General features: G+C 64.8%; 23 protein-coding genes. 14 read left to right on the forward strand and 9 right to left on the reverse strand.

The genetic code is table 11. The annotated features are described in order from the left end of the window. The first annotated feature begins 2 nt into the window (after positions 1-2). On the forward strand, positions 3-407 hold the full coding sequence (locus tag O3299_RS04895) for a hypothetical protein (protein WP_251349107.1): 405 nt from the start codon (positions 3-5) through the stop codon (positions 405-407). Positions 408-972: 565 nt separating this feature from the next. On the opposite strand, the gene O3299_RS04900 is transcribed toward O3299_RS04895, so the two are convergent. Further along, positions 973-1,506 carry an ankyrin repeat domain-containing protein gene (locus O3299_RS04900; RefSeq protein ID WP_305051667.1) on the reverse strand — a complete coding sequence of 178 codons (534 nt, stop codon included), beginning with the start codon at positions 1,504-1,506 and terminating at the stop codon, positions 973-975. A 234-nt stretch (positions 1,507-1,740) separates the two neighbouring features. Here O3299_RS04900 and O3299_RS04905 point away from each other — a divergent pair, with 234 nt between their 5' ends. Further along, complete coding sequence (locus O3299_RS04905) at positions 1,741-2,109, forward strand: cupin domain-containing protein (RefSeq protein WP_215409092.1); 369 nt, start codon at positions 1,741-1,743, stop codon at positions 2,107-2,109. Between the two features lie 30 nt (positions 2,110-2,139). Here O3299_RS04905 and O3299_RS04910 read toward each other — a convergent pair whose 3' ends face one another. Beyond that, the gene (locus O3299_RS04910) at positions 2,140-3,339 is read right to left on the reverse strand and encodes a YbfB/YjiJ family MFS transporter (RefSeq protein ID WP_305051668.1); all 1,200 of its coding nucleotides are present in this window, start codon (positions 3,337-3,339) and stop codon (positions 2,140-2,142) included. Between the two features lie 311 nt (positions 3,340-3,650). Between O3299_RS04910 and O3299_RS04915 the strand changes: the two genes are divergently transcribed. The 4 genes from O3299_RS04915 to O3299_RS04930 all read left to right on the forward strand — a co-directional run bounded on the left by O3299_RS04915 (position 3,651) and on the right by O3299_RS04930 (position 6,128). Beyond that, positions 3,651-4,325: a CsgG/HfaB family protein gene (locus O3299_RS04915; RefSeq protein WP_077403418.1), complete on the forward strand. Its 675-nt coding sequence runs from the start codon at positions 3,651-3,653 to the stop codon at positions 4,323-4,325. 8 nt (positions 4,326-4,333) lie between these two features. Next, positions 4,334-4,702, forward strand: coding sequence for a DUF4810 domain-containing protein (locus tag O3299_RS04920; protein WP_231958215.1), 369 nt, complete (start codon positions 4,334-4,336; stop codon positions 4,700-4,702). Then, complete coding sequence (locus O3299_RS04925) at positions 4,699-5,361, forward strand: DUF799 domain-containing protein (protein ID WP_099393391.1); 663 nt, start codon at positions 4,699-4,701, stop codon at positions 5,359-5,361. The genes O3299_RS04920 and O3299_RS04925 overlap by 4 nt, the downstream gene beginning before the upstream one ends. Positions 5,362-5,435: 74 nt before the next feature. Next, a complete protein-coding gene (locus tag O3299_RS04930; protein WP_305061621.1) occupies positions 5,436-6,128 on the forward strand; it encodes a hypothetical protein in 693 nt (230 codons plus the stop codon). A gap of 22 nt (positions 6,129-6,150) precedes the next feature. On the opposite strand, the gene O3299_RS04935 is transcribed toward O3299_RS04930, so the two are convergent. Next, positions 6,151-6,999: a siderophore-interacting protein gene (locus O3299_RS04935; RefSeq protein WP_305061622.1), complete on the reverse strand. Its 849-nt coding sequence runs from the start codon at positions 6,997-6,999 to the stop codon at positions 6,151-6,153. Positions 7,000-7,091: 92 nt separating this feature from the next. Between O3299_RS04935 and O3299_RS04940 the strand changes: the two genes are divergently transcribed. Then, entirely contained in the window at positions 7,092-7,670 is a 579-nt protein-coding gene (locus O3299_RS04940) for a TetR/AcrR family transcriptional regulator (RefSeq protein ID WP_305051671.1), read from the forward strand. A 52-nt stretch (positions 7,671-7,722) separates the two neighbouring features. Here O3299_RS04940 and O3299_RS04945 read toward each other — a convergent pair whose 3' ends face one another. Together O3299_RS04945 and O3299_RS04950 are read right to left on the reverse strand one after the other, a co-directional pair. Next, positions 7,723-8,823, reverse strand: coding sequence for a tryptophan 7-halogenase (locus O3299_RS04945; protein WP_305051672.1), 1,101 nt, complete (start codon positions 8,821-8,823; stop codon positions 7,723-7,725). Continuing rightward, complete coding sequence (locus O3299_RS04950; protein WP_305061623.1) at positions 8,820-10,685, reverse strand: LodA/GoxA family CTQ-dependent oxidase; 1,866 nt, start codon at positions 10,683-10,685, stop codon at positions 8,820-8,822. The genes O3299_RS04945 and O3299_RS04950 overlap by 4 nt, the downstream gene beginning before the upstream one ends. Before the next feature lie 249 nt (positions 10,686-10,934). On the opposite strand from O3299_RS04950, the gene O3299_RS04955 reads away from it, so the two are divergent. The 3 genes from O3299_RS04955 (at position 10,935) to O3299_RS04965 (ending at position 13,158) form a co-directional block, all read left to right on the forward strand. After that, positions 10,935-11,111 carry a hypothetical protein gene (locus O3299_RS04955; RefSeq protein WP_305061624.1) on the forward strand — a complete coding sequence of 59 codons (177 nt, stop codon included), beginning with the start codon at positions 10,935-10,937 and terminating at the stop codon, positions 11,109-11,111. Positions 11,112-11,188: 77 nt separating this feature from the next. Continuing rightward, the gene (locus tag O3299_RS04960) at positions 11,189-11,854 is read left to right on the forward strand and encodes a response regulator transcription factor (protein WP_289909527.1); all 666 of its coding nucleotides are present in this window, start codon (positions 11,189-11,191) and stop codon (positions 11,852-11,854) included. Continuing rightward, positions 11,848-13,158 carry an ATP-binding protein gene (locus O3299_RS04965; protein ID WP_305061625.1) on the forward strand — a complete coding sequence of 437 codons (1,311 nt, stop codon included), beginning with the start codon at positions 11,848-11,850 and terminating at the stop codon, positions 13,156-13,158. Before O3299_RS04960 ends, O3299_RS04965 begins: the two co-directional genes overlap by 7 nt. A 60-nt stretch (positions 13,159-13,218) precedes the next feature. On the opposite strand, the gene O3299_RS04970 is transcribed toward O3299_RS04965, so the two are convergent. After that, positions 13,219-13,857: an NAD(P)H-dependent oxidoreductase gene (locus tag O3299_RS04970; protein WP_305061626.1), complete on the reverse strand. Its 639-nt coding sequence runs from the start codon at positions 13,855-13,857 to the stop codon at positions 13,219-13,221. A 121-nt stretch (positions 13,858-13,978) separates the two neighbouring features. After that, the gene (locus O3299_RS04975; RefSeq protein WP_305061627.1) at positions 13,979-14,977 is read right to left on the reverse strand and encodes an aldo/keto reductase; all 999 of its coding nucleotides are present in this window, start codon (positions 14,975-14,977) and stop codon (positions 13,979-13,981) included. A gap of 115 nt (positions 14,978-15,092) precedes the next feature. On the opposite strand from O3299_RS04975, the gene O3299_RS04980 reads away from it, so the two are divergent. Beyond that, entirely contained in the window at positions 15,093-15,980 is an 888-nt protein-coding gene (locus O3299_RS04980) for a LysR family transcriptional regulator (protein ID WP_305061628.1), read from the forward strand. Here the strand turns inward: O3299_RS04980 and O3299_RS04985 are convergent, their stop codons facing one another. Together O3299_RS04985 and O3299_RS04990 are read right to left on the reverse strand one after the other, a co-directional pair. Further along, positions 15,981-17,066 carry an ATP-binding protein gene (locus O3299_RS04985; RefSeq protein ID WP_099664300.1) on the reverse strand — a complete coding sequence of 362 codons (1,086 nt, stop codon included), beginning with the start codon at positions 17,064-17,066 and terminating at the stop codon, positions 15,981-15,983. It lies immediately after the preceding gene. Next, positions 17,066-17,815 (reverse strand): response regulator, encoded by a 750-nt coding sequence (locus O3299_RS04990; RefSeq protein ID WP_305061629.1) that lies wholly within the window; start codon positions 17,813-17,815, stop codon positions 17,066-17,068. Before O3299_RS04990 ends, O3299_RS04985 begins: the two co-directional genes overlap by 1 nt. 163 nt (positions 17,816-17,978) lie before the next feature. On the opposite strand from O3299_RS04990, the gene O3299_RS04995 reads away from it, so the two are divergent. Genes O3299_RS04995 through O3299_RS05005 form a run of 3 tightly spaced genes read left to right on the forward strand, consistent with a single transcriptional unit; the run spans position 17,979 to position 23,674 of the window. After that, on the forward strand, positions 17,979-19,106 hold the full coding sequence (locus O3299_RS04995) for an efflux RND transporter periplasmic adaptor subunit (RefSeq protein WP_305061630.1): 1,128 nt from the start codon (positions 17,979-17,981) through the stop codon (positions 19,104-19,106). Positions 19,107-19,139: 33 nt separating this feature from the next. Further along, entirely contained in the window at positions 19,140-22,286 is a 3,147-nt protein-coding gene (locus tag O3299_RS05000) for an efflux RND transporter permease subunit (protein WP_305051680.1), read from the forward strand. Further along, positions 22,286-23,674 (forward strand): efflux transporter outer membrane subunit, encoded by a 1,389-nt coding sequence (locus tag O3299_RS05005; RefSeq protein ID WP_305051681.1) that lies wholly within the window; start codon positions 22,286-22,288, stop codon positions 23,672-23,674. The genes O3299_RS05000 and O3299_RS05005 overlap by 1 nt, the downstream gene beginning before the upstream one ends. Positions 23,675-23,715 lie beyond the last annotated feature (41 nt).

Below are 23,715 nucleotides of genomic sequence, written 5' to 3' on the forward strand. Positions count from 1 at the left end.
AAATGGGTAATGATGTGAAAAATGAAATTGCCAATCTTAGAAAAATTCCAACTGACGAGGCGGTAGATTGGTTGTTGTTGAATTATTCTGTGGAGAATCCTGATTATTGGAAGGCCTTGCAAATAATTCCGCATTTGTCATGGCGCAGGGGGGATCAGATTCGTTTGGCAAAACATTATCTAAAAAAAATTCCTTTTGCTAATGGGAAAGTTTATGATATTTTCTTGTCTATTATGTCATTTAAGGTCTTTATAAAGGTCATGGAGGAGAAGCTTCCTATTAAAGGAGAAAATATTGAATTGTTGTTGTATTACCTAATTCCTGCTTTGGAACGTTATGCAAAAACGGATGATGAATATGAGTTGCTACATTCTTTTGTTTTGAAAATTAGGGAAGGCGATATTTAGAAACGTAATCGGTACAAGGGGTGGGATCAGATACCAATCCACCCAAGTTAAGTATAGATGTCCTCAAACTGTCTTGTAAGTCATGTATTTATGGGGTTTTTAAGCACACAGGGCCAGGGTCAGGTCCGCCATTTGTACATGATCTCCGCTTTAGTCATCTCTATTTGCGGCAAGTTGCGCTTTATTAATTGCCGATACGGCCCGACTGACTGTCTTGCTTGAGACGTGAAAAGCGGCGGTAGTGTGGGACAGGGTAAAAGCGGCAGACAGATAAGCTCGTCCCATTGCCTCGTCTCTGTCGCTATAGCGGGCTTGATATGGCGTTAATGACAGGGTGACAGCGCGGCGCTGAAGATCGGCGTATCCTTAAATTTATCGTGCGCTTTGATTGCTGCTGTGCTGAGATGAACGCGTTGTCGCGACAAACCGGCAATAGCGGATTTTGCTGGTGAGGGTATTTTTGAGGGTATCGGTAACTGAATGGTTTGGAAGACACTGAAAAATCAAGCGCTTAGCCATCTCATTGACTATCAAATGGGAATAGTCACTCATTCGGCAGCGTCGGCTATGCCGTCTGTCCCAAGCTGGCCAGGCGGCCCAGGGTTTCCTGCGCATTCATGCTCTTGGCCAGCGAGGCGGCGGTCATGCCCCGGCTGTCCACGGCATCGATGCGGGCGCCGTGTTGCAGCAGCAGGTCGAGAATGGCTAGGCGGTTGAACATGGCGGCCATCATCAAGGGGGTCTTGCCATCCGGACTGCTGCCTTCCACCTTGGCGCCGTGCCGGAGCAGCAGTTCGGCGATGTCCAGGTAACCCTTGTAGGCGACGCCGGCCAGCGGCGTCTGGCCCTGGTCGTTGGGGACGTTGGCGTCGGCGCCCGCTGCGAGCAGCAGGCGCGACGTTTCCAGGTGGCCATGGTAGCTGGCCAGCATGATCAGGCTGTCGCCTTTTTCATTGCGAAAGTTCACTGGCACGCCCTGAGCCACCATGGCGCCCAGTTGCTGCGTATCACCTTCGCGCACCAGGGCGAACAGGCCCTGGATGAATTCCAGCGTTTCCGCATCCATCGTTGCCGGGATTTTTCGTGCATCGGTGTTCATCGTTTTCTTTCCGCGAAGGTGGGCTATGCCTGCAGTGTAAATGGATGTTGAAGCATTGGCCCGGAAGTTTCAATTGTACGATCCGTCTCCGCATTTGAGGTAAGTGCGGCAGGTGCTCTGCTTGTAAATTTCCATTATTAAACTATATTGGAAAATGATGTGATTTTTATATTGTGTCAGTTATTCCAATTCGGAAATTTAATACTTCCAGAAATTCCAAAGGAGGGGCGGGTCATGAGTGCGATGTTAGAAAAGAAATCCTTGGATAAGCCGGACGAAGTCCGCCCATTCAAGGACGGAGCCGGCCGGATGGCTGTCTTTACGCTTGGCGAACAGACCATGGGGCGCGGCGAATTTGAGCCTGGCTGGCGTTGGAGTCTGCACGTAAAACCGATTGCAGGAACCGATTCGTGCCAGGCAGCTCATACCGGCATGGTCCTTGAGGGACGGATGGTGGTAAGGATGAATGATGGCGCCGAAATGGAATATGGCCCGGGTGACGTCTTCTATATGCCACCAGGGCACGACGCCTGGGTAGTTGGAAACCAGCGTTGTGTACTGTTCGATGTAACCGGCGTCGCAAAGTATGCCAAACCGCAATAAGCGGGGCCAATGCATGTGCGAGACAGTCGCTTACGCACCCGCCGCCAGCGCCTTTTGCCGTGCGGCCAGCGCCGCGCCGATGAAGAGGGCGATGGCCGAGGCGATCAAGCCCCGTTCCAGGCCGGCCGGGCCGTCGGCGATCCAGCCGACAACGATGGGGCCGACGATCTGGCCCAGCGCGAATACCGTCGTGTAGGCGCTGATGCCGGCCGTCCAGGATTGTTGCGGCAGGTTATGCCGCACCAGGGCCGTGGTCGACGCCACGACCGACAGGAACACGGCGCCGAAGACGAGTCCGGAGAGGAACACGACGGGGACAAAGCTCGTCAGCGCGGGCAGGATGGTCGCCGCGCCCAGCACGCCATTCAATATCGCCAGCGATTCGCCGCCCTTGTAACGGTCCAGCATGCGCGCCCAGATGCGCGACGACGCCACCACCGCCAGGCCCAATACCGTGTAGAACACCGTGATCAAGGTGGGCGGCATGCCTTGCTGCTTGAGCAGGGCGATGACGAAGGTCATGTAGCCGATGTAGCCGACGCCGAACATGAAGTAGCCGGCCAGGCTGGGGGAAAAGTCGCGCCAGGCGAAGCGCCGCGGCGTGTCGACGGCACGCGGCGCTTCGCCGATGGCTTTTGCCGGCAAGGCCATGACGGCGGTGGCGAGCAGGCAGGCGATGCCCAGTGCCAGCCACGGCCATTGCCAGGCATGAGCGGCGCCGTGCTGCTGGGCGGACGCCAATGCGGCCGGCACCAGCAGGGCCGACAGCGCGATGCCGAATCCCGTGCCGCCGTAATACAGGCCGATGTAGAAGCCGGCGCGCTGGCTGTGTATGGAGCCGAGCCGCGCCGCCAGCACGCCGCCGGCGATGAAGATGAAGGCGCTTGCCACGCCCGCGCACACGCGCTGCAGGAACAGGGTGGCCGTATCGCTGACGAGGCCCGACATCAGCATGAAGATGCTGGCCAGCACGGAACCGACGATCAGCAAGCGCCACACGCCCAGGCGGCGCATCAGGGCCGGCGTGGCCAGGGCGCCGAGAAAATAGCCGAGCGCATTGAAGGTGTTCATGGCCCCTGCCAGCAGGTAGGACCAGCCCAGGTCGGCGCGCATGGGCGGCAGCAGCAAGCCATAGGAAAAGCGCGACAGGCCCAGGGCGACGGCCGCGCCCAGCGAGAGCGCCAGCGCCGTGGCCAGCGGATGGGCCGGGGAATGATCGTGTATCGGCATGGCCAGGAGACCCGTCCAGGTGGAAAACGTGGAGTTGGCGCCGGAGTGGGGCGGGCCGGCGGGCGAAGTCCGAGAGGGACAGTGGCACAGGGCGCTGACGGCGCGCTTTTTTACTACTAAGTTAATGAATCGGCCCCAGGAAGTCAAGCAGGGCCGCGCCTGAGTAGCGCCGGCAATCATGCAATCCTTGCCATCGTTACTTTTGGAGAGAATTGTGAGACATGCAATACCATATAATTGCCATTAGGAAATTAACTTGCCAAAAATCAATTTCGCAGGTTGCTCCTGATCCTCCATATCATAAGGGCACTATGAACAAGAATAAACCCGGCGCGTTGTTGATTGCAGCGCTGATTGGCGCGGCGTTGGCTGGTTGCGCTTCCGAATCCTCGCAAGCTTTGGCTGTCCCCACGGTTGCCAGCGCAGCCCGTCCCTACGTTGGTCCACGCACCCTGATCGCTGTCGGCAAATTCGACAACCGCTCGAACTTCATGCGCGGCATCTTTTCCGATGGCGTCGACCGCCTGGGCAGCCAGTCGAAAACGATCCTGATTGCGCACCTGCAGACGTCCAACCGTTTCAATGTGCTCGACCGCGACAACATGGCGGAACTCAAGCAGGAAGCCGAGTTCAAGAAGCAGGGCCAGAATATCAAGGGCGCGGATTTCGTCGTCACGGGCGACGTGACCGAATTCGGCCGCAAGGAAGTTGGCGACAAGCAATTGTTCGGCATCATGGGCCGCGGCAAGACGCAAGTGGCATATGCCAAGGTCACCTTGAACGTCGTCAACATCGCTACGTCGGAAGTCGTGTTTTCGGCCGCCGGCGCCGGTGAATACAGCCTGTCGAACCGCGAAGTGCTGGGTTTTGGCGGCACAGCCAGCTATGACGCCACCCTCAACGGCAAGGTGCTGGACCTGGCAATGCGCGAAGCGGTCGAGCGCCTGGTGGCTGGTGTCGAAGCGGGCGCAATGCGCAAACAATAAGGTATCCCATGAAAACAATGATGAACAAGGGCGCAGCCCTGCTGGCGCTGCTCGCCTGTGCCGCCCTGACCGGTTGCGCCACGCAATCGAAGACCCTGTACCAATGGGAAGGCTACCAGCCGCAAGTGTACGAATACCTGAAGGGTGAAAGCCCGGAACAGCAGATCGCCGCCATGGAAAAAGACTTGCAAGTGATCGGCGCGAAGGGCAACCACGCGCCGCCGGGTTTCCATGCCCACCTGGGCATGCTGTACTCGATCGCTGGCAAACCGGAGCAAGTCGAAGCGCAGTTCGAAGACGAGAAAAAACTGTTCCCGGAATCGACGCCGTACATGGACTTCCTGTTGGGTAAAATGAAAAAAGGCGAGAAATTATGATGTCGCGCATGTTGAAAATGGCCTTGTGCCTGGGTCCCGCCATCTTCATGGTCGGTTGCGCCACCAAGCAGGCGGCCTACGATTACACCGCCTTCAAGGCGGCCAAGCCCCGCTCCATCGTGGTCTTGCCGCCGTTGAACAACTCGCCGGAAGTCAATGCCGGCAACAGCGTCTACGCGCAAGTGACGTATCCGCTGGCCGAAGCGGGCTACTATGTGCTGCCGGTGGCCGTGGTCGGTGAAACCTTCAAGCAGAACGGCTTGACGAACGCCGCCGATATCCACGGCGTCGATGCGAAAAAGCTCAACGAGATCTTTGGCGCCGATGCGGGCCTGTACGTGACGATCTCCAAGTACGGCACCACTTACGCCGTGATCGACAGCGTGACGGTGGTGTCGGTCGATGCCAAGCTGGTCGACCTGAAGACGGGCGCCTTGCTGTGGCAGGGCGCGGCCAGCGCGTCGAGCAACGAAGGCAACAACAGCGGTGGCGGCGGCTTGATCGGCGCACTGGTGACGGCGGCCGTCAAGCAGATCATCAACACCAGCACCGATGCCAGCCATCCGCTCGCCGGCACGGCAAACGCGCGCATGCTGTCGGCCGGCGTGCCGAATGGCTTGCTGTACGGTCCCCGTTCGGAACGCTACCTGGCGCAGTAATCGTTCGCGAATAGCGTGCTCACGCCCTGCATCAGCCAGGGCAGGGGCAGTGACAACCGGCGCCGGAGGAAATCGTGGACTCGTCCTCCGGCGCTGTCTTTCCTGAGTTCGTGCAGATTCCAGGCAGGGAGCAAGCGATGGGCATTCAATTCAACGTCCGCTACAACGTGGAAACAGACGATTTGCTAGGCAACTCCGTGCTGGTTTTCCTGAAGCTGCACAACCCGCAGGGCCATTACCGCAGCCATGCCTGGCAGGTGTTGACGGGGTCGGCCGGCGCCACCGAATCGTTCCACTACGAGGACAGGATCTCGACCGACGTGAACAGTTTCGGCATCACCGGGAACAAGATCGTCTCGGGCCGCCAGGTCATCGCGCCGGGCCAGCTGCTGTCGGCCGTGAGCCCGCATGGCTTGTCGCCGCTGCTGCAGCCGGCCGCCGCCTCGCTGGCGCAATCGAAGCTGACGCCGGCACAATGCGGCGTCATGAACGAGACCAGCCCATTCATCCCATTCAGCTGCAACTGGTACGTGAACGACCGGCCGGTCGCGACCATGCCCGATGTCGATGTCAACATGACGGTCGGTTTCGAATACCTGCCCAGCCTGTATTTCGTCGTGGCCATGCGGCCGGCAGCGGGCCAGACCTACAGCCTGGAGAGTTTCCAGGACATGACGCAGTATGCAATGCCGGTCTCGGTGACCGAAGTGGACGTTACCTTGCACCGCAGCCAGGACGCGTGGCGCTTCGACTTCGCCGCCCGCTAGCGCGCGCCGCGACCGGCGCTGCTCACACTTCGACGGCCAGGTCGTCGAAGTCGGCCAAGGTGCCGCCATCGGCGATCAGCTGCTCGAAATTTTGCCGGCGGCGCAGATCGATGTCCGTGTTGCTGACGCCCCGTTTCCAGTAGCCTGCCACCAGCACCTGTTCCTTGGACAGGCCGGCGTCGACGCGAAAATGCTGGCGGATGGCGCGCATTTCATCGCGCTCGCCCGCGCCCCAGATCGCGTAATCGTGCGGATATTGCAAGGCCCTGGCCTGGGCCGCCAGCGGCCCGTCCGGCGCCACGTGGGCCGTGCCGAGGCGTTGCAACGCCAGGCCCGGCACGGTGGGCAGCTCGGCAAAGGCGGCCGCATCATCCGTCACCACCCATCCGATGCCGCTCGCGCCGGCGGGCCACTGCTGCAGCATGGCGTACAGCGCGGGTATGCCCGTTTCGTCGAGGAAGAGGGCGATTTTCTTTTCGGCACCGGCAGGAACGACGAACTGCGGGCGCGGCCCCGTCAGGCGGAAGACCTCGCCCACGCGCAGGTTGTTACCCCAGTGCATCATCGGACTCGCGTGTGCATGCCGCACGATATCGAAGGTAAACGCGCCTGCCTGCGCGTCAAAGCTGCGCACGGTGTAGATGCGCGACGCGCCGCCATACGCTGGTCCGTCGAGGTGGATGCGGAAGGCCACGTTGGGCAACGCCCATTGGGGATCGTCGCCGGAACGGTCCAGGCGGGCCGTGACGCGCAACACGCTGGGAACGGGATGCGCGATGGCGACGACGGCGGCCGTGACGTCATGCAGGCTGCGGTCATGCTCGGCATTGCGCAAGGGACCGTTGAATTGCTGTTCTACTGGTGTTGCCATGGTAAGTACTCCTTGGTATTGGGTAATTAGTTTCATCATGCTAAACTAATTAACTGAAACCGACAACGCAGCTGCCGCCACGGACCATAACGATGACTATTGCAAGCACTTCGCCCCGCCCCGGGCGTCCCCCCAGCATCACGCGCGAACGCATCGCCGACGCCGGCATGGCGCTGGGCCTGCCCGCCATGACGTTCACTGGTGTCGCCACCTTGCTCGGCGTCAGCCATGTGGCGTTGTACAAGCATGTGGAGAACCTGGCGGCGCTCAAGCTGCTGGTGGCCGAGGAAATTTTTGTTCGATGGAAACTGCCGGCGACGGGCAACGACGACCTGGAGGGCTACCTGCTGCGTTTCAGCGCCTCGCTGCGCGCGCTGGTCAAGTCGCATCCGGGGCTGGCGCCGTACCTGCTGCGCAGAAAAGCGACGACGCCGGCCATGCTGGCCCGGATCGACGCCCACCAGGCGCAAGTGGCGGACAGCTACCGGCTGCCCAGGGAGCGCGCCCGCTGGCTGCTGTCGACCGTGGCCTTCCACTGCGTGGCCCTGGCCGACACCGTGTATGCGCCGGCCGGCGACGCCTGGGAAGCAGAGGACGATGCGCTCATCGAGGCCGAGTTCGACCTGGGCATGCGCGCGCTGGTGATCGGGGCGCTGGCCATGCAGCCATAGCGGCAGCGCGTGGCAGCACGGCGGCGCGGCGATTTTTTTGCGGGCCGGCGGGTCAGCGGGCCGCGAGCGGCCGGCGCCGGCTCCAGAATGGCGCCGACGGCCAGCGTGTTTCCTGGCCGTAACAGTATGCCAGGTGGCGTCCGTATGCCGCGCCGATGGCCGCCAGTTCCGCATTGTATTGCTGGCAAGCCGTGGCGTCGCCCTGCAGCGTGCGGTCGGCCGCTTCGGCGGCGGCCAGGCCCGTGTAGAGGGCGTTGAAGATGCCTTGCGACGACAGCGGGTCGAAGCTCAGGGCCGCGTCGCCGGCGGCGAACCAGCCTGGTCCTGCGGCGGCGTCCAGGGCGGCCGTATGGGCGGGCGTGGCCAGGGCCGGTGTATCTGCCCCGTAGCCTTGCTGCTCCAGCAATTCCCGCGTGGCCGGCAAGCGCCGCGCCGCCGCTTCCAGCCAGCCGGCATCGCGCAGGGCGGTGTTGCCGAGCAAGTCTGCATCCGTATGCAGGGCCAGCACGCGGCGCTGGCCGGGCAGGGGCGCGCTGTACCACCAGCCGTATTCGCACGCCTCGATGTGGGCAAAGCCCCGCGCGGAGGGCGTGCGTTCATGTCCGTATTGCCATATCGATATCAGCCGGTCGCTGTGCCGGCGCTGCGCGCCCGCTTTGCGGGCCAGCCGGGCGCTGCGTCCCGTGGCGTCGATGACGATGCGCGCCGCCGCGTCGCACGGGCCGTGCTGCGTTTCCAGCCGTACTCTCCAGCCGCCATCGTCCGGCGCGATGTCCGCGACCCTGGCCGAGGCCAGCAGGGCGGCGCCGCGTTGGCGCGCCTCGTCGCGCAGCCACAGGTCGAAGGTGCCGCGCGCCAGGTGCCAGCCGTGGCCATCGGGGTCGCTGAGGAAGTGGTGTTCCGCCCAGGCGCCGTTCCACCACGCGCGGTTGCCGTGGTAGGGCGCATGGCCCTGGCGCAGGAAGGCGTCGAGCAAGCCCATGTCTTGCAGCAGGCGCGCGGCGGCGGGCGGCAGCGATTCACCGATGCGCGCCAGCGGCGCGGCCAGCCGGTCGACCAGCAAGACCCGGTGCCGCCCCGCCAGGTTCAGGGCGGCCGTGGCGCCGGCCGGACCGGCACCGACGACGAGCACGTCGGCCTGCAGCACCGTCACGAGCGGTGCCGCTGCAGATGCCGCGCTTTTTCCGTGCCTTCCAGGTCGACGTCGACAAACTCGTCCGGTATGGGCGCCGCGGCACGCAATGTATGCTTGCCGGCGATCGCTTGCGGCAGGTTTTCCACCTGCAGGAAGGCGGGGAAGCCGCTCACGTCCGTGGGGCCGGGGCGCACCTCGACCACGCCCACTTGCGCTAGGTCGGCGATCATGTTGTTGATTTGCTCTTCATAGTTGATGTTGCCCAGCGGACGTATCCACGCGGCGCGCCGGGCGAAGGCGGCCAGGCGGTCGTCGGTGGGGGCTTCCCGGTTCATCACCGTGTCGTAGGCGAGCTTGCTCATCACCTGGTTCGGCACGCGCGCGGGCCAGAAGGTCGGCACATAGGGATCGTAGTCGGATTGGTAGCCGGAGCGGCAGCTGGCCGTGTCCGTTTGCCAAGGCACGGCCATCCAGCGCGTGACGCCGCCGGCGATCTGCGCCGAGCAGGGGCTGCCGATATTGTCCGGCGTCAATACGGCACCGTAATCCGGCTCCACCCAGCCGGGAGGCCGGTGCGCCAGGCGGAACGGCGCGCTGTACATGCTGGCCTGGCGCATGGGCCAGGTCATTTCGCAGCCGGGGTGGAACGCGTCGGCCAGGCAGAATTCCATGGCCGCGCGCAGCAGGGTGTCCGGTTGCTGCGCCACTTCCACGTCGGCCAGGCTTTGCGGCGGCGTCTTGCCGGGTGCGTAGTCGTCCGTGAACTTGCCGTCGGCCCATTGCTTGAGGAAGCGCAACTGCAAATTGCTCAGCGCGCAGTTCTGGCGCGGCGTGTCTGCCGGCGGGATGGCCATCGCGTCGCCATACAGCCACGGCCACGGCGATGGCGCCCAGGCGTCGCGCTCGAACTGGCGGAACTGGTTATAGATGACGTTGCGCCACTCCTTGCGGTTTTCGGACGGGCTGGCCAGGCGCGCCATCCATTCGTCGCGGCTGAACGGCGTGCTGCCATCCCAGCCGAAGGCGGCCGCGAAGCCGGCGTTGACCCATTGCAGGTTGGACAGGCGCTCGAAAATGGGACGGATGTCGTCCTGGAACGAGGGAACGGCAGGCGCGGTAATTTTGTCTTCGGAAACAAACAGGTCGCGCATCAAGTCCCACATGGTGCGCACCGACTTTTGCTGCGGCGCGTAGTCGGGCGGCGCGACGACCACCCAGGCCATGTCGACGGGCAAGGCCTGGCCTTGGTAGTGCACCGTGGCGCAGACGGGGCCGTCGGCCGTGTCGTCATGCCAGCCTTCGTTGTTGGCGAAGGTGATGGCGCGCGCGCCATTCCACGAGGCGGACTTGCCATGGCCGCCCAGCACGATCAGCCGTCCCATGGCGTCCGTGCGCAACTCGCCCAGGTAGACGGGCGTGCCCATGAAGCGGCCGCTGTCGAAGGCGACGGCCGGCTGTTCGCTGCCGCCGATCTTGCGCTCGCCCGGCGTGATGGACAGTTGCGCGCGGTCGGTGACGGCCATGTTGCGCAGGAACGAGGGCTGGGTGGCATTCGCCTCGGGAATGTCGAGCGCGATCTGGAACTGGTACCACGCCGCCTTGGTGTTGGCCAGCGTGACGGACCATTCGATGTCGGCATTGCTGGCGTTCAACTCGGCCACCGCCACGCCGGCGGCGTTCAAGCCGTAGATGCGAAAGCCCGCCGCCTGGCGCTTGATGGCCCCGGACGCATCGCGGTAATAGCCGGCCGGCCGCGGCGCCGGTTCCGGCACCTCCGGTCCCATAAAGTATTCGCTGGGGCTGTTGCCCACGCGGGCAATGCCGATGGGCGGATAAATCGCCGCCTTGACGATGACGGTATCTTGGGTGGAACTGGACATGGCATGCCTTTCCAGATGCGTGGAGGGAAGGAAAATATACCGCATAAAAAACGCGCCAAATGCGCACATAGTCACGGTATCGCGAATTCACGCCATGCCTGGCATGGGCGGACACGGGAGCAATTCAGTTGCTGCGGAGATTGACTTGTTGCCGGCATGTAGCTATCTTGGACTGGCATTGCCTGTTTATCAATATACGAAACAATGTATTGATCCGATATTTTTCTATGCAACCTTTGAAGGAATGATATGAAAATCAAGGCTATTTTCTGTGTTGGCGCGGTATCCCTGCTGGCCGTTCTGCCCGTATCGCAAGCGGCCCAGCCCGGCAAGGCGCTCGCTGCGGCGGCACCGCTTGCGACAGGCGTGGCGCTGTATCCGCAAGAAGGCAATATCCCGCCTTTCCGCGGGTCCGGGTCCAAGTAAGGCTACCGCGGCAGCCCCTGCGGCGCGGCGCCAGTCAAGGTAAGATGGTGGCTTTTTCAAGACTTTGAGAGGCCCGCGTGCGCGTGTTGCTGGTGGAAGACGATCCGATGATCGGGGAAAGCCTGGTCGAGGGCTTGCGCGGCGAGTGCTATGCCGTGGACTGGGTGCGCGATGGCCACGATGCGGAGCTGGCGCTGGCCGGCTTCGCCTACGATTTGATGCTGCTGGACCTGGGCTTGCCCGGCAAGGAGGGCATGGACGTGCTGCGCGCCATGCGCGCGCGGGGCGCCGAGTTGCCCGTGCTGATCATCACGGCGCGCGACGGCACGCCGGCCCGCGTGGAAGGGCTCGACAGCGGCGCCGACGATTACCTGGTCAAGCCGTTCGACCTCGACGAGCTGCTGGCGCGCATCCGCGCGCTGCTGCGCCGCCGCGTCAGCCGTTCGCGCTCCGTCATCGAGCATGGCGCGCTGATCCTCGACCTGGCCAGCCACGACGTCACGTTCGAAGGCGAGCTGATCAAGCTGCCGCCGCGCGAGTTTTCCGTGCTGCGCGCCTTGCTCGACCATCCGGGCAAGGTGGTGTCGAAGCGCCAGCTGAGCGAAAAGCTGTACGGCTGGGATAGCGAAGTGGAAAGCAATACCGTCGACGTGTACGTGTACCAGCTGCGCAAGAAGCTCGGTGCGGATTGCATCCAGACCGTGCGCGGCGTTGGTTACAAGATGCGGGTAGCATCTTGCTGACCATCCGCCGCCAATTATTGCTCGGTTTGCTGGCCGCCACCCTGCTGTGCGTGCTGGGCGCCGGCATTTCGTTGTTCCGTTCGTTGCTGGAAGAAACCAATGAGCTGGCCGACTTGCAGCTGCGCCAGCTGGCCGTGGCCTTGCCCGACGAGTTCGAGCCGCAGGAGGGACTGGCCGCCGCGCAAGAGCCGGAAGAAGCGTTCGTGCTGCAGGCGTGGGACGAGGATGGCCAGCCCTTGCCCGTCCTGCAGGAGCAGCCGGCACTGCCGCGCTATGCGCTGGCCGGTTTCGCCGATGTCGAGCTGCACGGCGAGGATTGGCGCCTGTACGGCGAAACCCGGCGCGGCCGCTACGTGCAGGTGGCGCAGGCGCAGGCCGTGCGCGACCAGCTGGCCTGGCGGATGACGATGCGGGCCGGCGCGCCCCTGCTGGTGTTCGCGCTGATCCTGGCGCTGCTGATCGTCGCTGTCGTGGGACGCGCGCTGGCGCCGCTGCACCGGCTGGCCGAGTCCGTGGCGGGCCGTTCGCCGGACGCGCTGACGCCGCTGGCGGCCGACGACATGCCGCCCGAACTGCGGCCCGTGGCGCTGGCGCTCAACAGCCTGATGGGGCAGTTCGAGGCGGCGCTGACGGCGCAGCGCACCTTTGTCGCCGATGCCGCGCATGAATTGCGTTCGCCGCTGACGGCGCTGAAACTGCAGCTGCAGGTGGCCGAACGGGCCGGCAGCGAGGAAGAACGGCGCGTGGCGCTGGCGCGGCTGCACGAACGGCTGGACCGCAGCACGCACCTGGTGCGCCAGTTGCTGAGCCTGGCGCGCCATGAAACGGCGCTCACGGTCAGCCAACTGCACACGGTGGACCTGGGACAATTGCTGGAAGCGGCCGTGGGCGACCATAGCGCGCTGGCCGACAGCCGCGCCATCGACCTGGGCGTGGTGGAAGCGCTGCCCGCCAGGGTGCTGGTGCAGGCCGATCCCGACGGCTTGCAAGTGTTGCTGAACAACTTGATCGACAATGCCTTGCGTTACACGCAGCAGGGCGGCCGGGTCGACTTGCTGGCGGCAGTGGAAGAGGGCAGGCCCTTGCTGCGCGTGTCCGACAACGGCCCCGGCGTGCCGCGCCAGCACCATGCGCGCCTGTTCGACCGCTTCTTCCGTCCCGACGGCAACGACGCCTGGGGCTGCGGCCTGGGCCTGTCCATCGTGCGCCACATCGCCGAGCACCACCAGGCCGATATCGCGCTGGCCGACGGCGAGGCTGGAAGGGGATTGCAGGTGACGGTGCGTTTCCCGCAGGCGGCCTGAACGGTAAAAAAAAAGCGGATGCCGGTCAGGGCATCCGCTTTTCAGTCACTGGCGTAGCGCTTACGCCAGCTCGGTGATGAATTGCTCGCGCGCAGGGCGCACTTTTTTCAAGTCCACCAGCCAGTCGCCTTCGTCGGCGCGGTAGCCCAGCGGCAGCATGACGACGGAACGCAAGCCTTTTTCGCGCAAGTTCAGGATCTCGTCGACCTTGGCCGGATCAAAACCTTCCATCGGCGTCGAATCGACTTGTTCCTGCGCCGCGGCGATCAGGGCCGTGCCCACGCCGATGTAGGCCTGGCGTGCCGCGTGCTGGTAGTTGGTCTCGGCATCGCGCTGCGGATACGTGGCCAGGATTTGCTGGCGATACGCTTCCCAGCCTTCATTCTTGAAGCCGCGCACCTCGTTGACCAGGTCGAAGCGCGCGTTGATGCGTTCCACCGTGTAATTGTCCCAGGCGGCAAACACCAGCAGGTGCGAGGCGTCCGTCACTTGGCCCTGGTTCCACGCGTGCGGCTTGATCTGCTCGCGCAGGGCCGGATTCGTCACGACGAAGACTTCATAAGGATGCAGTCCGCTGGAGCTGGCCGTCAGGCGCACGGCTTCCAGGATGCGCTCGACCTTGTCTTGCGGCACCGTTTTCGTCGGGTCCATTTTCTTGGTGGCGTAGCGCCATTGCAGTGTTTCGAGCAAATCGGACATGTAAATCCCTTTCATAATGAATAGTTCAGATTGGAAATGATAGCGGATTCAGGCATTTCAAGTGCGGCGGGCAAAAAGAAGCGGTATTCGTACTCAAATTAGCGTACTCGAGTACGCTTGTCTACAGGCCAAGCATGGCAAGTTCCACGTCCGGATAGCGCGCGCCTTGCACACCGGCGGGCGCGATGGCGGCGCCGATGGCGGCCAGCTCGCTGTCGCCCAGGGGGATACGCGCGGCGGCCACGTTTTCTTCCAGGTGCGCCAGGCTGCGGGCGCCGGGTATCGGCACGAGGTCGTCGCCTTGCGCCAGCAGCCAGGCCAGGGCCAGCTGGGCCGCCGTGACGCCGCGCGCCGCCGCCAGGCGCTGCAGTTCTGCCACCAGGTGCGCGTTGGCCGCCATCGCCTGCGGCTGGAAGCGGGGCAGGCTGTGGCGGTAATCGTCCGGCGCCAGCATCGCGCTGGACGTGAGCTGGCCCGTCAGGAAACCCCGGCCCAGCGGGCTGTAGGGCACGAAGCCGATGCCGAGGGCGCGGCAGGCGGGCAGCACCTCCGCTTCCGCGTCGCGGCTCCACAGCGAATACTCGGACTGCACGGCCGCAATCGGGTGCTCGGCGTGGGCGCGGCGCAGAGTCGCGGCCGACACTTCCGACAGCCCCAGGTGGCGCACCTTGCCCGCGCGCACCAGGCCGGCCATGGCGCCGACGACGTCCTCGATGGGCACGGCGGGGTCCACGCGGTGCTGGTACAGCAAGTCGATGCACTCGATGCCCAGCCGGGACAGCGACGCTTCCACCGCCTGGCGAATATGCTCGGGGCGGCTGTCGACGCCCGCCATGCGTGCCACGCCTTTTCCTTCAGGCAAGATATTGAAGCCGAACTTGGTGGCGATGCTGACTTTGCCGCGAAATTGCTTCAGGGCGCGGCCTATCAAGTCCTCGTTGGCGTAGGGGCCATAGACTTCCGCTGTATCGATCAGGGTCACGCCCAATTCCACGGCGCGGTGCAGCACGCGCAGCGAGGCGGCTTCGTCCGCGCCGCCGTAGGCAAAGCTCATGCCCATGCAGCCCAGGCCGATGGGGGCGACGCGCAAGCCGGACTTGCCCAGTGTTCTGTGTTCCATTTTTCACTCCTCTTCAAAAAAAGATGCGAGGAGTATGGATGAAGCAACAGCATGCGATAAGATGCCTAATCCTGCATGTATTACTGAATATTGCTCATGAATTGTTTTCCGAATAATGGCTGACCTGAATGAATTGACGGCCTTTGCCGCCGTTGCCCGCCTGCGCAGCTTTCGCAAGGCGGCCCTCGAACGGGGCGTCTCCGCTTCCGCCCTCAGCCATGCGCTGCGGACGCTGGAAGAGCGCCTGGGCGTGCGCCTGCTGAACCGCACCACGCGCAGCGTCACGCCGACCGAGGCGGGGCAGCAGCTGCTGGCGCGGCTGGCGCCGGCCATGCGGGAAATCGACGATGCCTTGCTGGACCTGAGCGCCTTGCAGGATGTGCCCGCAGGCAAGCTGCGCCTGAACGTGCCCCGTCCGGCCGCGCGGCTGCTGCTGGCGCCCATGCTGGCCAGCTTCGTCGCCCGCTATCCGCGCGTGCAGGTGGACGTGGTGACGGATGACGGCATGATCGATATCGTGCGCGACGGCTTTGACGCGGGCATCCGCTTTGGCGAGCAGGTGGCGGCCGACATGATCGCCGTGCCCGTGGGCGCGCCGCAACCGTTCGTCGTGGTGGCGTCGCCCGCCTACCTTGCGGCGCATGGGGCGCCAAGCACGCCGCGCGACTTGCTGGACCATGCCTGCATCGGCCGGCGTTTTCCCAGCGGGCGCCAGTATGCGTGGGAGTTCGAGCTGGAAGGGGAAGCCGTCAGCATCGCCGTCGGCGGCCCGCTGGTGTTCGACGACGATGAATTGATGCTGCGCGCGGCCCGCGATGGCGCGGGACTGGCGTATGTGTACGAGGCCGATGCGCGCGCCGATCTCGCGGCGGGGCGCCTGGCGTGCGTGCTGGAGCGCTGCCTGCCGCCGCCGCCCAGGTATTTCCTGTACTACCCGGGCCGGCGCCAGATGCCGCCCGTGCTGCGCGCCTTCGTCGACATGCTGCGCGCGCCGCTCGCGTAGTCAGCCGGCGGGCGGCGGGGCGCCATGCTCGACCGGCCACTTGATGGTAAACAGGCTGCCGCCCGCCTTGCCACGCGTGCAGACGGCGCTGCCGCCGTGGGCGCGCGCGATGGCTTCCACCACGGCCAGGCCCAGGCCGCTGCCCGCGTTCAAGTCGACCCTGGCGCTGTCGCCGCGGCGGAACGCTTCGAACACGTGCGGCGCCAGGTCGTCGGCAATGCCGGGACCCGCATCTTCGACGCTCAGGTAGTACTGGCCGGCCTGCACGCGGGTGCGCACGCGCAGCAAGCCCGGATGCGCGTAGCGGCGCGCGTTGTCGAGCAGGGCCAGCACGATTTGCCGGATGCGCGCCGCGTCGCAGCAGACGGGATGGTCGGACAGGTGCAGTTGCAGCGTAAAACCGGCCGCTTCCATCTCCTGCGCCAGCAGGCGGCGCACTTCCCCGATTTCCAGGGTCAGGTCTGTCCACGCCATGCGCAGCTGCATGTGGCCGCTGTCGGCCAGGCTCAGGGTGCGCAAGTCTTCGATCAGGCGGCCCAGGTCCTCGACTTGCGCCAGCAGGCTGGAAAACGGCACTTCCTCGGGCTTGAAGACGCCGTCGACGACGCCTTGCAAGGTGCCGCGCAGGATCGTCACGGGCGTGCGCAATTCGTGCGCGATGGCCGCATTCCACGTCTCGCTTTCCTTGGCCGCCCGCTGCAGGCGCTCGGCCATGCTGTTGAAATCGTCGACCAGCATGGCCGTCTCGCCCAGGCTGCGGTCGCCCGCAAAGGCGCGCGCGGACAGGTCGCCATGCGCCACGCGGCGCACGCTGTCCATCACGGAATTGATCGGCTTGAGAATGCGCGAAGCGAGCTTGATGGCGAAAAACGCGGCCAGGCCCAGGCCGAAGATGGTGATGGCGAAGATCCACAGCCATTCGGCCGTCGTCGGCGACCAGTCGTCCGGCTCGGACAGCATGCCGGGGTCGATCTTGAAGGCGATGGCGAAGAAGGTCCAGGAACCGATCCAGATGATCAGGATGCCGCTGACCATCAGCACGGACATCGACAGCACGATCTGCCGGTTCAAGCCCGTGAAGCGCATCAGAGGTCGCTTTCCAGGCGGTAGCCCACGCCGCGCAGGCTGGCCGGCATGTTCATCACCCCAGCTTCTTCCAGTTTCTTGCGCAGCTTGCTGACGTGGCTGTCCACCGTGCGTTCCATGGAGTTGCTCTCGGGCATGCATGACTCCAGCAATTCCAGGCGGCTGCAGACGCGGCGCGGCGTGCGCGCCAGGTGGGCCAGCAGGCGGAACTCCGTCAACGTCAGGCTCATGGGCACGGGCGCGCCGTCGCGCAGCACGCTGGCCACATACGTTTCCTGGTCGATCTCGATGGGGCCGCAGCGCAGGCGCTGGCCGCCCACCGGGTGGTGGCGCACGCGCGAGCGGCGCAGCACGGCCGCCACGCGCGCCACCACCTCGGCCGGATTGAAGGGCTTGATGATGTAGTCGTCGGCGCCCACGCGCAGGGCGGCCAGTTTATCGGCATCCTGGTCGCGCGCCGTCAGCATGATGACGGGCGTTTCGCCGCGCCGCCGCACTTCCGCCAGCACGCCCCAGCCATCGACCCTGGGCATTTGCACGTCGAGCAGCAGCAGGTCCGGCGCCAGCGCCAGGTGCTGCTGCAGCGCTTCCTGGCCGTCGTGCGCGAAGGCCGTGCGGTAGCCGTCGCGCTCCAGGTAACCGGCGAGGATGCGGGCGATTTGCGGTTCATCTTCGGCGATCAGGACGAGGGCGGAAGGGGGTGTGGTGGCAAGAAACGAGGGCTGGCTGGCGCTGTGATGATAGTTCATGCAAATAGTCTAGCATTCTTCGCGCTCTCCATCGAATCTCCACATTTCTTTGACGGAACATCCATGTTGGCCTTCTATGCTCTTGTTATCTGTCGACCGGACCGCCGGTTGGGATCAGTCATAGAGAAAAGTCATGCCAGTAAAGTACCTCACCAGGAAAAACATGTTGATCGCCGCGGCACTGCTCAGCCTTGCCGCCTGTTCCAAACCCGCGCCGGAAGAAGGCGCGGCGCCGCCCGCCGCCGTGACGGTACTCAAGCTGCAAGCGGCACCCGTCGTCCTCAGCGATGAATTGCCGGGCAGGGTGGCCGCCTTCCGCACGGCCGATATCCGTCCGCAAGTGGGCGGCATCGTGCTGCGCCGCCAGTTCGAGCAGGGCGCCGAAGTGAAGGCGGGGCAGAAGTTGTTCCAGCTCAATCCGGCGCCGTTCCAGGCGGACGTCGATTCGGCCGCCGCCGCCCTGCAGCATGCGGTGGCCACGGCGAACCGCGCCAGCAGCCAGGCCGACAGGTTGAAGCCGCTCGTGGAGGCGGACGCCATCAGCCGCCAGGCGTATGACGACGCCGTGGCCCAGCGCGAACAAGCCGTGGCCACCGTGGCCCAGGCGCGCGCCGCCCTGGCGCGCCGCCGCCTGGACCTGGCCTTCGCCAGCATCGAGGCGCCCATTGCCGGGCGCATCGGCTCCGAACTGGTGACGGAAGGCGCGCTCGTGGGCCTGGCCGATGCCACGCCGATGGCGCGCATCCAGCAGATCGACAAGGTGTATGTCGACGTGCGCCAGCCGGCCGCCGCGCTGGCCGCGCTGCAAGCCTCCGGCACGGGCGGCGCCGACAAGCTGCCCGTGACCATTTTAGGCGCCGATGGCCAGCCGCATCCCGTCACGGGCCGCATCCTGTTCTCCGGCATCAGCGTCGATGCGGGCACGGGCGACGCCGTCATCCGCGTGCTGGTCGACAATCCGCAGCGCCAGTTGCTGCCGGGCATGTTCGTGCGGGCCCGCATCGCCCGCGCCGTGCAGGCGAATGGCGTGCTGTTGCCGCAGCAAGCCGTCCTGCACAGCAGCGGCGGCCAGGCGCAGGCCTGGGTGCTCGATGGCACGAACAAAGCAAGTCTTAAAGCCATCAGCGTGGGCGACGTGATCGAGCACCAGTACGTGGTCAACGGCGGCTTGAAGGCTGGCGAAACCGTCGTCATCGAAGGCCAGGAACGCCTGCAGCCGGGCGCCACGGCCGCGCCGCAACCGTGGAAACCAGCCGTCGTGGCGACGGCGGCCGCCGCCAGGGCGCGTTGATGCACACTTTGAATACAATGAAAGTCTAAGCACATGCCTCAATTTTTCATCAACCGCCCCGTCTTCGCGTGGGTGGTGGCGGTCTTCATCGTCCTGTTCGGACTGATCGCCATACCGCAATTGCCGATTGCGCGCTTCCCCTCGGTGGCGCCGCCCAGCGTCAGCATCAGCGCCAATTATCCCGGCGCCACGCCGCAAACCATGAACGATTCCGTGGTGGGCTTGATCGAACGCGAACTGTCGGGCGTCAAGCACCTGCTGTATTTCGAGTCGTCCACCGATACGTCGGGCTCGGCCTCGATCACCGTCACCTTCCAGCCCGGCACGAATCCGGAAATGGCGCAAGTGGACGTGCAAAACCGCCTGAAAGCCATCGAGCCGCGCCTGCCGCAAGCCGTGCGGCAAAACGGCTTGACGGTGGAGTCGGCGTCGTCCGGCTTTTTGATGATCGTCAGTTTGATCTCGGACAATGGCCAGCACGATGAAGTGGCGCTGGGCGACTACCTGGCGCGCAACGTGACGGAAGAACTGCGCCGCATTCCCGGCGTGGGCAAGGTGCAGCTGTTCGGTTCCGAGCGCGCCATGCGCATCTGGGTCGATCCGGCCAAGCTGGTGTCGTACAACATCGCCATGGGCGAGCTGACGGCCGCCATCGCGCAGCAAAATGCGCAGATCGCGCCGGGCCGCCTGGGCGACTCGCCCGCCGTGCACGGCCAGCGCGTGACCATCCCGCTGACGGTGCAGGGCCAGCTGCAAACGCCGGCGGAATTTGCCGCCATCGTGCTGCGCGCGAATCCCGATGGCTCGAAAGTGACCATCGGCGACGTGGCGAAAGTGTCGCTGGGCGCGCAAAGCTTCAATTTCAGCATCCGCGAAAACGGGCAAGCCGCGTCGGGCGCCGCCATCATGCTGTCGCCCGGCGCCAACGCCGTGCAGACGGCGGCCGCCGTGCGCGCGCGCATGGCCGAACTGGCGCACACCATGCCGGCCGGGATCAAGTATTCGGTGCCCTTCGATACGGCGCCGTTCGTCAAGATTTCGATCGAGAAGGTCATCGTCACCCTGCTGGAAGCGATGGTGCTGGTGTTCCTCGTCATGTACCTGTTCCTGCAAAAGATACGCTACACGCTGATTCCCGCCATCGTCGCGCCGATCGCCCTGATGGGGACGTTTACGGTGATGCTGCTGGCCGGCTATTCCGTCAACGTGCTGACCATGTTCGGCATGGTGCTGGCCATCGGCATCATCGTTGATGACGCCATCGTCGTGGTGGAAGCCGTCGAGCGCCTGATGGCGACCGAAGGCTTGTCGCCGAAGGAAGCGACTTCCAAGGCCATGCGCGAAATCACCGGTGCGGTAGTGGGCATCACCCTGGTGCTGACGGCCGTGTTCATCCCGATGGCGCTGGCCAGCGGCTCCGTGGGCGCCATCTACCGCCAGTTCACGCTGGCCATGGCCGTGTCGATCCTGTTCTCGGCGTTTTTGGCGCTGACCCTGACGCCGGCCCTGTGCGCCACGATGTTGAAACCCATCGGCCCGCACGACCATGACAAGAAGGGATTCTTCCTGTGGTTCGACCGCCAGTTTGAGCGCATGACGGCGCGCTATGAAAAGGGCGTGGTGGCGATGCTCAAACGCGCTGGGCGCTCGATGGTGCTGTACGGCGCCATCGTCGCGGCGCTGGGCGTGGCCTTCATGCAGCTGCCGTCGGCCTTCCTGCCGGAAGAAGACCAGGGCTATTTCATTACCTCGATCCAGCTGCCGTCCGACGCCACCATGGAGCGCACGCTCGATGTCGTCAAGCTGTACGAACAGCACGTGGCCACGCGGCCCGGTATTGAGGTAAATCAATCGATCCTTGGCTTCAGCTTTTCCGGCGCGGGGCCGAATGCGGGCCTGGCGTTCACCATGCTGAAGGACTGGAAACAGCGCAACGGCGCCACGGCGCAGGAAGAAGTGGCGCTGGCGCAGGCCGCCATGTCGCAGGCGAAGGAGGGCGTGATCATGAGCCTGATGCCGCCTGCCATCGATGAACTGGGCAACTCGTCCGGCTTTTCCCTGCGCCTGCAAGACCGCGCCAACCAGGGCATCGCTGCCTTGCAGGCGGCGCAGAACCAGCTGCTGGGCCTGGCCGCGCAAAGCGCCAAGGTGGCGGGCGTGTATCCGGACGGCTTGCCGCCCGGCGCCAGCGTGCGCCTCGATATCGACCGCACCAAGGCGGAAGCGCTGGGCGTGTCGTTTACGGCCATCGCCGACATGCTGACGGCGGCGATGGGGTCGACCTACGTCAACGATTTCCCGAATGCGGGCCGCATGCAGCAAGTGATCATCCAGGCCGATGCGCCGTCGCGCATGCAGCTGAACGACGTGCTGGCCTTGCGCATTCGCAATAACGCGGGCGGCATGGTGGCCCTGGGCGAACTGGTGCGCCCCGTGTGGAGCGAATCGCCGCTGCAGCTAGTGCGCTACCAGGGTTATCCTGCCGCGCGCATTTCGGGCAGCGCGGCGCCCGGCGTGTCCAGCGGCGACGCCATGCTGGAAATGGAGCGGCTCGTGAAGCAATTGCCGCCCGGCTTCGCGCTGGCGTGGACGGGGCAATCGCTGCAAGAGAAGGAATCGGCCTCGCAAGCGCCCATGCTGATGGCGCTGTCGATGCTGGTGGTCTTCCTCGTGCTGGCGGCCCTGTATGAAAGCTGGTCGATTCCCGTCTCCGTCATGCTGGTCGTGCCGCTGGGCTTGCTGGGCGCCGTGCTGGCCGTGATGTTGCGCGGCATGCCGAACGATGTGTTCTTCAAGGTGGGCATGATCACCATCATCGGCCTGTCCGCGAAGAACGCCATCCTGATCGTCGAGTATGCGCGCCAGTTGCAGGCGCAGGGCAAGGGATTGGTCGAGGCGACGGTGGAAGCGGCCAGATTGCGCTTGCGCCCGATCCTGATGACGTCGCTGGCGTTCGCGCTGGGCGTGGTGCCGCTGATGCTGGCCACGGGCGCCAGCGCCGAGACGCAGCATGCGATCGGCACGGGCGTGTTCGGCGGCATGATCACCGCCACCGTGCTTGCCGTGTTTTTCGTGCCCGTGTTCTTTGTCGTGGTGCTGGGCGCCGTCGACAAGATGGACCGTTATTTCAACAAACGCAGTAATCGCATCGCCGTCAAGGCGGTGGAAGGAGAGTTGTAATGCGTTTGATTTTTATCACGCCGCTGGCCGCGCTGGCCTTGTCGGCCTGTTCATTGACGCCGCCGCTGGTCAAGCCGGCGCCGCCGATTCCCGCCGCATATGCCGAGGCCGCCGCGCCAGGCACGGCCGACACGGCGGCCAACCTGGGCTGGCGCCAGATGCTGCTCGACGCGCGCCTGCAGCGCCTGGTCGACATCGCGCTGGAAAACAACCGCGACCTGCGCGTGGCGTCCCTCAACGTGGAAGCCGTGCGGGCCCAGTACCAGATCCAGGATGCGGGCCACTATCCGGCGATTGGTCTCAACGGCGGCGGCACGCGCCAGCGCGCTGCCGATGCCACGGGACAAAATCCCACGGTGCAAAACCAGTTCACGGCCGGCATCGCCATGAGCGCGTTCGAAATCGACCTGTTCGGCCGCCTGCGCTCGCTGTCGGAGGCCGCCTTTGCGCGCTACCTGGCCACGCAGCAGGGCCAGCGGGCCGCCCACATGGCCCTGATCGGCGCCGTGGCCGACGCCTACCTGGAACAGCGCCTAGCCGAGGAACAGCTGGCGCTGGCCCGGCAAACCCTGCTCGATTGGCGCCAGGCGCTGCTCCTGACGCAGCGCCTGCACGGCGCGCAGCAGGGCAGCGGTCTTGATGTAGCGCAAGCCGAAGGGCAGGCGGCCACGGCGGAAGCGGACGTGCAGGCCCGCGAGCGGGCGACTGCCCTGGCGCGCAACAACCTGGAATTGCTGCTGGGCGCGCCGTTGCCCGCCGACTTGCCGGCGGGCCGGCCGCTCGATGGCCAGCCCGTGCTGACGCAGCTGCCGCCCGGCCTGCCGTCGGACTTGCTGGCGCGCCGTCCCGACATCCTGCAGGCGGAATACGCGCTGGTGGCGGCGAATGCGGAAATCGGCGCCGCGCGCGCCGCCTTCTTCCCGCGCCTGTCGCTGACGGCGCAGCTGGGCCTGGCCAGCCCGGAACTGGGCGACTTGTTCCGCGGCGGCGCGCGCAGCTGGTCGTTCGCGCCGCAAGTGACGCAGCCGCTGTTCCAGGGCGGCCAGCTGCGCGCGGAGCTGCAGCTGTCGCGCCTGCGCAAGGACGTGGCCGTGCTGCAATACGAGCAAGCGATCCAGGCGGCCTTCCGCGACGTGCGCGACGGCCTCGCGGGCAGCGCCACGTATGCGCAGCAGATCGCCGCGCAGGAACGCGTGGTGACGGCGGCGCAGCAGCGCCAGCGCCTGTCGCAGCTGCGCTACGACGCGGGCCAGGACAGCCGGCTGGAATTGCTCGACGCGCAGCGTCAGTCGTATGCGGCGCAGCAAGCCTTGCTCGACGCGCGGCGCGACCAGTTCAAGTCGGCCGTGGCCCTGTACAAGGCGCTGGGGGGCGGGCTGGAAGAGTAGCCCGCCTTGCGGGGGGGCGGCCAGCCGGGCGTGGGCTTGCC

Source organism: Janthinobacterium sp. SUN176 (assembly GCF_030587335.1).
In the GTDB taxonomy this organism is placed as follows: Bacteria; Pseudomonadota; Gammaproteobacteria; order Burkholderiales; family Burkholderiaceae_D; genus Janthinobacterium; species Janthinobacterium kumbetense.

Bases quoted from the DNA above. Each gene is read 5' to 3' on its own strand.
- O3299_RS04940 (WP_305051671.1), top strand. From the start codon at position 7,092: ATGACTATTGCAAGCACTTCGCCCCGCCCCGGGCGTCCCCCCAGCATC.
- O3299_RS04895 (WP_251349107.1), top strand. From the start codon at position 3: ATGGGTAATGATGTGAAAAATGAAATTGCCAATCTTAGAAAAATTCCA.
- O3299_RS05000 (WP_305051680.1), top strand. From the start codon at position 19,140: ATGCCTCAATTTTTCATCAACCGCCCCGTCTTCGCGTGGGTGGTGGCG.
- O3299_RS04915 (WP_077403418.1), top strand. From the start codon at position 3,651: ATGAACAAGAATAAACCCGGCGCGTTGTTGATTGCAGCGCTGATTGGC.
- O3299_RS04990 (WP_305061629.1), bottom strand. From the start codon at position 17,815: ATGAACTATCATCACAGCGCCAGCCAGCCCTCGTTTCTTGCCACCACA.
- O3299_RS04950 (WP_305061623.1), bottom strand. From the start codon at position 10,685: ATGTCCAGTTCCACCCAAGATACCGTCATCGTCAAGGCGGCGATTTAT.
- O3299_RS04970 (WP_305061626.1), bottom strand. From the start codon at position 13,857: ATGTCCGATTTGCTCGAAACACTGCAATGGCGCTACGCCACCAAGAAA.
- O3299_RS04980 (WP_305061628.1), top strand. From the start codon at position 15,093: ATGGCTGACCTGAATGAATTGACGGCCTTTGCCGCCGTTGCCCGCCTG.
- O3299_RS04900 (WP_305051667.1), bottom strand. From the start codon at position 1,506: ATGAACACCGATGCACGAAAAATCCCGGCAACGATGGATGCGGAAACG.
- O3299_RS04975 (WP_305061627.1), bottom strand. From the start codon at position 14,977: ATGGAACACAGAACACTGGGCAAGTCCGGCTTGCGCGTCGCCCCCATC.
- O3299_RS04935 (WP_305061622.1), bottom strand. From the start codon at position 6,999: ATGGCAACACCAGTAGAACAGCAATTCAACGGTCCCTTGCGCAATGCC.
- O3299_RS04910 (WP_305051668.1), bottom strand. From the start codon at position 3,339: ATGCCGATACACGATCATTCCCCGGCCCATCCGCTGGCCACGGCGCTG.
- O3299_RS04985 (WP_099664300.1), bottom strand. From the start codon at position 17,066: ATGCGCTTCACGGGCTTGAACCGGCAGATCGTGCTGTCGATGTCCGTG.
- O3299_RS05005 (WP_305051681.1), top strand. From the start codon at position 22,286: ATGCGTTTGATTTTTATCACGCCGCTGGCCGCGCTGGCCTTGTCGGCC.
- O3299_RS04955 (WP_305061624.1), top strand. From the start codon at position 10,935: ATGAAAATCAAGGCTATTTTCTGTGTTGGCGCGGTATCCCTGCTGGCC.
- O3299_RS04920 (WP_231958215.1), top strand. From the start codon at position 4,334: ATGAAAACAATGATGAACAAGGGCGCAGCCCTGCTGGCGCTGCTCGCC.
- O3299_RS04995 (WP_305061630.1), top strand. From the start codon at position 17,979: ATGTTGATCGCCGCGGCACTGCTCAGCCTTGCCGCCTGTTCCAAACCC.
- O3299_RS04905 (WP_215409092.1), top strand. From the start codon at position 1,741: ATGAGTGCGATGTTAGAAAAGAAATCCTTGGATAAGCCGGACGAAGTC.
- O3299_RS04925 (WP_099393391.1), top strand. From the start codon at position 4,699: ATGATGTCGCGCATGTTGAAAATGGCCTTGTGCCTGGGTCCCGCCATC.